General features: G+C 64.9%; 6 protein-coding genes and 1 pseudogene. All 7 read left to right on the plus strand.

Translation table 11 applies throughout. From position 1 onward, the window contains the following. Window positions 1-299 precede the first annotated feature (299 nt). The 7 genes and pseudogenes from ABZS42_RS31410 to ABZS42_RS31440 all read left to right on the plus strand — a co-directional run bounded on the left by ABZS42_RS31410 (window position 300) and on the right by ABZS42_RS31440 (window position 8008). Window positions 300-617 carry a hypothetical protein gene (locus tag ABZS42_RS31410; RefSeq protein WP_355151523.1) on the plus strand — a complete coding sequence of 106 codons (318 nt, stop codon included), beginning with the start codon at window positions 300-302 and terminating at the stop codon, window positions 615-617. Window positions 618-1103: 486 nt separating this feature from the next. Beyond that, window positions 1104-2710 (plus strand): annotated as a pseudogene (locus ABZS42_RS31415) (replication initiator). Further along, a complete protein-coding gene (locus ABZS42_RS31420; protein WP_355151525.1) occupies window positions 2707-2904 on the plus strand; it encodes an excisionase family DNA-binding protein in 198 nt (65 codons plus the stop codon). The pseudogene ABZS42_RS31415 and the gene ABZS42_RS31420 overlap by 4 nt, the downstream one beginning before the upstream one ends. Continuing rightward, entirely contained in the window at window positions 2904-4124 is a 1221-nt protein-coding gene (locus tag ABZS42_RS31425; RefSeq protein ID WP_355151527.1) for a site-specific integrase, read from the plus strand. Before ABZS42_RS31420 ends, ABZS42_RS31425 begins: the two co-directional genes overlap by 1 nt. 572 nt (window positions 4125-4696) lie before the next feature. Then, entirely contained in the window at window positions 4697-5014 is a 318-nt protein-coding gene (locus ABZS42_RS31430; RefSeq protein WP_355151529.1) for a helix-turn-helix transcriptional regulator, read from the plus strand. A gap of 281 nt (window positions 5015-5295) precedes the next feature. After that, entirely contained in the window at window positions 5296-5958 is a 663-nt protein-coding gene (locus ABZS42_RS31435) for a toll/interleukin-1 receptor domain-containing protein (RefSeq protein WP_355151533.1), read from the plus strand. Between the two features lie 589 nt (window positions 5959-6547). Further along, complete coding sequence (locus ABZS42_RS31440; protein WP_355151531.1) at window positions 6548-8008, plus strand: hypothetical protein; 1461 nt, start codon at window positions 6548-6550, stop codon at window positions 8006-8008. Window positions 8009-8117: the final 109 nt, after the last annotated feature.

Genomic DNA, 8117 nt, shown 5'->3' on the forward strand with positions numbered 1-8117 from the left:
GCCCCCCCCCCGCCCGGCGCCCCCCCCCCCCCCCCGGGCGGCCCGGGGCCCCCCGGCCCCGGCCGGCTGCCGACCCACCCCTCACCCGTCAACGGTCTGTCGTTCTGCGGCGGCCCCCGGGCTTCCCGCCCTCCGCACCAGCTGCCGGGCATCAGGCGTGACGGCCGCAGAGCGACAGCGGCAGCGGCCGGCGCGCGCCCAGGCGGCGGCGCGTGCGGCCCGTCAAGGGCCGCCTTGATGGATGTTAGGAAAGTTCTCCCACTCGGCCGGCAGCCGCCTCGCCCTGAAAGGATGACGGCATGGACCGCTTCGAGTGCCGGTGTTGGCTGGACTGGTGGGCAAACTCATCCACCCTGCTCGGCAGCGTCGAGGTGTCCGTCGTGGTTACCGCCATCACCGGCAGCTGGGAGGCCGACGGTCGCCTGGTCAGCGAGAGCGACGAGGACCGCGAGGCGTTTGCATTCCTGTGCGAACTCGACCCCGTCTTCACGCTGCGATTCGAAGACGAGAGCGTTGTCGCCGTTACCGTTCACCCCATAGATGGGCGCACCCGCTTTACCCTCACCGAGTACACCGGTCCGGTTCAGCGATCGGTCGTCAACCGCATGGCTCTGTAGGCAGCGCCGAACCTGACTCGCTCGACAGCAGTTCAGGGCACCTTGACGTGTCGGTACCCGGTGCTACTCTGGCGCTCGTCGAGCACGACAGCGCGGCCTTCCTGCCGGATCGCTGGACTCGACGTCGGAGACGCTGAGCGGCCTTCCTGCCGCTGATGCGGGCCACGTCCCGCCGGCTCTCGATCGCACCGGCCACTGTGCCGGTATCCCAAATCCGCTGAGCGGCCCAGCACGGTCTTTCCTGCCGTCCACGATGGCCCCGGATCCGCTCACTTCACGGGTGGGGACAGCCTGCGGCAAGCCGCCGGATGCCGACATTCCAGGTCCCCACCCGTGCCGGCCCAAAGGTCCACCCAGTGCGAAAGGAAATGACCCATCGGCGGGTAGTGGCAAGGCCACGGCTCCGCCCTCCGGCGTCAGCCGCCCTCTGGGCGGTGCCAGGAGACACGACGAACACCACCAGCGGACCCACGTCCACGGCTGGTGGTGCTTCGTCTCCCGTCCCTGCCACCCCCTGAGGAGGAAGTCCTGTCCACCCCGATCGACCTGTACCGGCCCGCTCTCGCCGCTGGCCGCGACGCCCAAGCCCTGCACCGCGCCGCCACGCCGGAGTTCTCCGGCTGGCTGGAGCACATCCGTCCCGCCAGCGGCTGCTCCCGCCCGATCCGCCTCACCGGCACGATCGCCGCCGTCGACCGTGGCACCGGCCGGGTCCTGAGCGAGCAGCACACCGACGAACTGCCCGACCAGTTGCTCTACAAGGCGTGCGGCAACCGCCGCGAGTCGCAGTGTCCGGACTGCGCGTGGGTCTACCAGGGCGACGCCTTCCAAGTGGTGCGCTGCGGCCTGACCGGCGGCAAGGGCGTCCCCGCCTCCGTCGGCCGGCACCCGGTCGTCTTCGCCACCTTCACCGCCCGTCCTTCGGCGCGGTCCACCACCGCCACGTTCCCCGCCACACCTGCCGCAACCGGCAGCGCTGCGACTGCCGAGCCGCCCCCTGCCGCGCCCGCAGCACCGCCGGTGCCTGCCCGCACGGGCAGCCCGCGGCGTGCTTCGCCCGGCACGACCCCGACGATCCGCGCCTCGGCCAGCCGTTGTGCCTCGACTGCTACGACCACGACCACCAAGTGGTCTGGAACTACTTTTCGGGGGAGCTGTGGCGACGCACGAAACAGGCCATCGAACGCCATCTCGCCGCCCTCTGCCGGAGGCGCAGCATCCCCCTCGTTCGAGTCGTCACGGCCTCCGGCAAGGTCCGCTGGGTGCCGCCCGTGCGGGTGTCCCACGGCAAGGTCGCCGAGATGCAACGCCGGGCCGCCGTGCACTTCCACGTCCTGCTACGCCTCGACGGCGTCGACCCCGACGACCCGGACACGCCCGTGCCGCCACCCGCCGGGATCACCATTGACGATCTGGACGAAGCGGTTCACGCCGCCGCTCGGCAGATCGCCGTCACCACACCCGCGCACCCCGACCGACCGCAAGGTTGGCTGGTCGTCTGGGGCAAGCAGGTCGACGTCCGACGGATCAACAGCACCGACGGCGAGCTGACCGACGGCAAGGTGGCCGCCTACCTGGCCAAGTACGCCACCAAGGCCACCGAAGCCACCGGCCACTCGTCCACCCGACTCACCCCGGCCACCATCGACGACTACGCAGACCCCGAGGGCGACCACCTCGCCCGCCTCATCGACGCTTGCTGGCACCTCGGCCGACCCGCCCTCACCGACACCAGCAGCGGCGCCGCAACCGCCGACGACCGTCAAGCCAGCCTTGACACCAAACCGAACGCCTACGCCGGGCTGCGCCGCTGGGCGCACATGCTCGGCTTCGGCGGCCACTTCCTCACCAAAGCCCGCCGCTACTCGGTCACCTTCGGCCAGCTCCGCGACACCCGCGCCACCTACCGCCGCGCCGAAGACGACGAGGCCGCCGAGACCATCACCGTCGGCACCCTCACCTACCTCGGGTCCGGCTGGCTCGCCGAAGGTGATGCGCTGCTTGCCAACACCGCCGCTCGGCAGCGGCGCGAGAGCAGACGCATCGGCCGGGAAGAACTCGCCCATGAGGCGTGGCTGGGGGTGGCGGCATGAGCAGGAACCTCGCCCCGCGCTGGTACTCACCCGCAGAAGTCGCCGTCCTGCTCGGCTTCGGCATTTCCAAGGTCAAGATGAAGATCGCCACCGGCGAGCTGCGCTCCATCAAGGACGGCAAGTACCGCCGCATCCTCCCCGAATGGGTCGACGACTACATCCGCGAACAGGTCGAACGCCAGGAGGCCGCCTGATGCCCGGACGCACCCGTGCCAATGGCGAAGGGTCGATCTTTCCGTACCGGAACGGCTTCGCCGCGTACGTCTGGGTCACCAAACCCGACGGGCGGCGCACCCGCAAGTACGTCTACGGCAAGACCCGCGAGGCCGTCCACGACAAGTGGATCAAGCTGCACCAGCAGGCCAAGCAGGGGCCGGTGGCCACCACCGTCCCGACGGTCGGCAGCTTCCTCACCTACTGGCTCACCGAGATCATCGAGCCGAACCGGGCACCGCTGACCTACGCGACCTACGAGACGTTCGTCCGCCGCTACATCTCCCCCGGCCTCGGAGCCAAGCGGCTCGACCGGCTCCAGTCCCGGGACGTGCAGACCTGGATCAACCAGGTGGCCCGCACCTGCCAGTGCTGCGCCCAGGCCAAGGACGCCGCCAGGCCGAAGCACAAGCGGCGCTGCTGCGCGGTCGGCCGCTGCTGCCAGGCCGTCCCGTCGACACGCACGGTCAGCGACATCCGGGCCGCGCTGCGGGCCGCCCTCACCCACGCCCAGGCCGAAGACCTCATCACCAAGAACCCGGCCGTCCCGGTCACCTTGGCCACGGTTCGCCGACGTCGAGGCAAGTCGTGGTCGAGCGACGAGGCTCGCAAGTTCCTTGAATCGGCCCGCGCCGACGAGGATCCGCTCTACGCCGCCTACGCCCTGGTCCTCGTCACCGGCCTTCGCAAGGGCGAGGCCCTCGGACTGACATGGGAGGACGTAGACCTCGACGCCGGAGAGCTGACCATCGGCCGCCAGCTCCAACGCGTACGCGGGCAGCTCCTACACCGCGACACCAAGACCCAGGCGTCCGACGCCACCCTCCCCCTGCCCGACATCTGCCTGACCGCCCTCAAGCTCAGACAGGAACAACGCGACGAGGCCGAAGCAGCCGCCAGAAAGGCGTGGCACCAAACCGACCTCGTATTCACCACCCGCTATGGCACGCCCATCGAGCCGCGCAACTTCCAGCGGAGTTGGCAGACGCGGTGCGACAAGGCGAAAGTGAAGGCAATCACCGTCCACGACGCCCGCCGCACCTGCGCCACACTCCTGGCCGACCTCGACGTCCACCCGAGAGTCGCCATGCAGGTGCTCCGGCACGCCCGCTTCTCCGTGACGATGGAGATCTACACCCAGGTATCGACCAAGGCGACCAGAGACGCACTCAAACGCCTCGGCGAATCACTCGGCCGCTGACGGAACTGCTGTACTTAACTGCTGTACGCAAGCAGAAAGGCCACCTCCCGAAGCTGGGAAGTGGCCTTTGACCTGCGTGGGCGATACTGGGATCGAACCAGTGACCTCTTCGGTGTGAATGTCGATCTCGCCCGTCGTCGCGCGACAACCGCTACCGCCCGGTGCCTTCGCGTGTGTCTCGACCACCGTCTGAGGTTGCCCAGCGATGGATGACGCCGGACCTCTTGCTGACTTCTTGCTGACCTAGCGGCCCCTGCGTGCCCCTTGGCTGGCCGCGCCGATCAACGAGCTTTGCCTGGCTCCGTCGCCGTGGCTCGCGCCATCAGCACAGCAGAGCAAGCCGCGCCAGCATGGACCATGCTCCCCCGCCGGCTGCCTCGTGCCGAACCCGCGGGTAGCGCCTCGTCGGGTGTCGTCCCGCCGCTGAATGCGGCTCGTGAGAGATTGTTGAAGTCGGGGCCATCGGCCCGCGGCGGGGATCTTCACCTCGTCGGCGTTGGCACTGAACGAGCTATGGCGCGCCACCCACTGGAGCTGCCATGCTGTTGGCTCTAGCAAGCCAAGGGGGATGAATGCGGCTGACCACTGAGACGCTGCAGGTTCTCGGAGCGCTACTCGACGATCCCCACGACGACCATTTCGGCCTCGAAATCGCCGAGGCCGCCGGGCTGCCACCTGGGGGGATCTACCCGGTCCTGGCCCGCTTGGAGGCGGCCGGGTGGGTTGAGAGTGGGTGGTCGGAACGTGACCCGCGCACTCAACGTCGTCGGCGCTTTTACCGAATAACATCGGACGGCACCGTTCATGCCCACAAGGCGCTTCGTGAGGCAGCATCACGCAGCGCGTCAAGATGGGGCGGCATCCTGCGCCCGGGAAGCGCAACGGCATGAAGGTAATAATCGTTCTGCTGTTATTCCTTCTTAACACCGTCTTGATGCCACTGCTGGTCGAGCTTATCAAAGAGCGATCCATCGATATCGCGACAGCGATGATCAAACTAGCCTTGCGCGCCCTGCCCTCCGATCACCGCGAGAGGTACGAAGAAGAATGGCTTGCAGAACTTGACATCAGCAACGGCAGGGATGTAAGCAAGATCGTCTTAGCCGCCCGCCTCCTAGTAAGCGCTCCTGCGCTGGGCAGGGTCCTATCTCGCAAGGATAGGCGACGGACCATGAGCGAGCGCCTCGCGACTGCAGGTTCCTACGACGCCTTTTTGTCTTACTCACACGCAATTGATTCGCGCCTAGCTCTTGAACTGCGCCATGAACTATTGCAGTTTGCCAGGCCATGGCATCGTCGTCACAGTCTACGGATAATCTCATCGGCAACCAATCTCGCTGCCACGCCGGATCTCTGGGCAACAATTGAGGCAACGCTCGGGAGGGCCAAGTACTTTATTCTACTTGCGTCACCTCAAGCAGCACAGTCTCGGTGGGTATCGCGGGAGGTAGCGTGGTGGCTTGCCAACCGCTCGCCCGAAAGAATGCTCATCGTGCTTACCAGCGGAACAATAGAGTGGTCTAATCAGGATGCGGACTTCGATTGGATCGCGACTAATGCTCTACCGGCCACACTGACGGGCGCATTTTCCGCAGAGCCACGGTGGGTAGATTTCCGCACCTTCGGCGCGGACGACTCATCGCGCCAGCGGGATTTGAGTACAATCGCCGACCTTGCCGCCCCACTGCACTCACTCCCTCGGGACGCACTCGTTGATGCACATGTAGGATCACAACGACAAATCCGTCGCATAATTTGGGCCTGCATCGCAGGATTATCAGCTCAAAGCATCCTCGTCGCGGTCCTTCTAGTGCTGCTATTGCGAGCACCCTAGCAATCGGGCCCCCACCTCCGTGGCACGCGGTGTCTTAAGGCGCCTAGGTGTTTCTGTTTGAGCCGCGGCGGTCTTGCCTAACGAGGCGCAAAGGGCGAGTGGTCTTGATAGGTGCGCTTCCGGGCGTAGGCACGGGTTCGCCCCGCCGCTCGCGGTGTGTCCCTGCCCTACGTAAAGGTCGGTGCGACACTCGCTGCGGTCTTCGCCGCCTTTGGGGCATCCGGCGGCGGAGGCCGCAGCCGGAGTTGCCAGAATGAATTGCACTAATCGCTCAAATCCGCACGCTTCTGGTCAACTGGCTTTTCACGGGACTGCGGAGATCCACGGCAACCGAAAAGCGGTAGGACGCTTAACCGCCAGGAGGGTATCGCTGAGCTCGCAAGCCTCCCGCCACACGGCGCATGGCCGAATGCCGCACGTGCGCCGCCGGCACGGGCAGGATGAGCCATACAGACAGAAGATCAGTCGGATCAAGGCCAGCAATGCGGACGTTAGCGACTCCCCATGTCGGATCTCCGGCAACAGGCAGGCATACAGGACGTAGACACCGGTGGTCGGCACCTGAGACCATGCATTCGGGAGGGCGGGCATGAGAGTCTCGGAATTCTACAATTTGGGCAAATCTCAATCAGAGCTTGACTTTGTCGATGTCGACATCGTGAATGACGTCGAGCTTTACATCGACCCGAGCGGAATATCTCAGCTATCTTCCAGCTGGGCTGACAGTTGCATCGCGAGCATCCAGTCATTCTTCCAGCGAGTTTTGGATGCCATCGGTGACGGCAACGACCAAGAAGCTATATCGCTACTTTCAGCCCTGCGAGAGCCCAACGAAACTCACTTGGGATTGTCGAGCGGGCGTTCTCGCGGCAGCGGACTAGGCGACAAGCTTGCGGAAGACTTTTGGGAATCACTCTCGAAAAGCAAAGCAGCGCGGAGTGGCTTGCTGCAAGATTTGGAAGATACGGCACTCCTGATAGAGGGAATCGACAGGGATCGCATCTCCGATATCACGACGAACCTCATTCGGGCACAGCTCGTGGAGTTCACGCAGGAGACTGCAAAATTCCACGGGATCGACCTCACCCCGAATGTCGCATACGGCCAATTCTGGAATCCGCTGACCGGCGAATGGTATCAGTCCTACACCAGTCTTCCAACCCCCAACGGGGAGCGGCTACTCCTTGTGCCTAAGGCCATTACCCGACGCGGGCTTCATCTACGTGCGGGAGAGTTCTACCGACACACGGTTCTGAACTACCTCGTGGTTGAGGAAAACTCCACCCACTCGCTTGGTGCAGTAGTGCGAAGCCGACGTGGTGTGACAAAGAAGGCAGTCAACGAGGTGCTGATGGAGCAGTTTGACGCGGGCAGGCACAACCCTGGCGTCGAAAAGCGCATCAACACCTGGGCAGCCGAAAGGAATCCCGAACTTCTGAGAGGCTACAAAGAACGGAAGGCAGAGAGCCCCGCGCCGCCACTCCCGGACGCCACCATCGCCGAAGCGGTCGGCGCCAGTCTTCCAAGGGTCAGCGATCTACTTGAAGAGGTGGTAAACACTCCAACGGGCCATGCCGATGCCGATAGGTATGAGCGCCGAGTCGAAGCGCTGCTATCCGCACTGCTCTACCCGCATCTCGTGTTTCCGCGCCGTCAAAAGAAGATTCACAATGGTCGGAAACGGATTGACATATCGTACACGAATGCAGCGAACCACGGATTCTTCTACTGGCTCGCCATGCACTACCCAGCTGCACATATTGTGGTCGAGTGCAAGAACTACGGAAGAGAGTTGGGTAATCCGGAGTTCGATCAGCTCCAAGCGCGATTCTCTCCATCGCGGGGAAAGGTCGGCCTCCTGCTACATCGGGGCTACGGCGACAAAGAAAAGGCATGGTCGTCCTGTCTCGATACAGCACGAGATGACCGCGGCTTCATCATTCCTCTGGACGACGAGGACCTGGACGTTCTCGTGCGGGAGCACGAGGGGGCCGAGCAGGCCGAGGCATTCGGCTATCTGCACATGCTCTTTCAGCGCCTAATCGACTAAGCGGATGCCGACCTGCCATCCCGTCTGCCGCCGACCCACGCTCTGTGGAGCGGGCCAGGGCCAGGGTGACAAGGTCGTACGTCCGGTAGGGCGCTCCACCTTGTCACCC

The organism is Micromonospora sp. NPDC005367 (genome assembly GCF_040606825.1).
GTDB lineage: Bacteria > Actinomycetota > Actinomycetes > Mycobacteriales > Micromonosporaceae > Micromonospora.

Bases quoted from the DNA above. Each gene is read 5' to 3' on its own strand.
- ABZS42_RS31410 (WP_355151523.1), top strand. From the start codon at position 300: ATGGACCGCTTCGAGTGCCGGTGTTGGCTGGACTGGTGGGCAAACTCA.
- ABZS42_RS31420 (WP_355151525.1), top strand. From the start codon at position 2,707: ATGAGCAGGAACCTCGCCCCGCGCTGGTACTCACCCGCAGAAGTCGCC.
- ABZS42_RS31425 (WP_355151527.1), top strand. From the start codon at position 2,904: ATGCCCGGACGCACCCGTGCCAATGGCGAAGGGTCGATCTTTCCGTAC.
- ABZS42_RS31430 (WP_355151529.1), top strand. From the start codon at position 4,697: ATGCGGCTGACCACTGAGACGCTGCAGGTTCTCGGAGCGCTACTCGAC.
- ABZS42_RS31435 (WP_355151533.1), top strand. From the start codon at position 5,296: ATGAGCGAGCGCCTCGCGACTGCAGGTTCCTACGACGCCTTTTTGTCT.
- ABZS42_RS31440 (WP_355151531.1), top strand. From the start codon at position 6,548: ATGAGAGTCTCGGAATTCTACAATTTGGGCAAATCTCAATCAGAGCTT.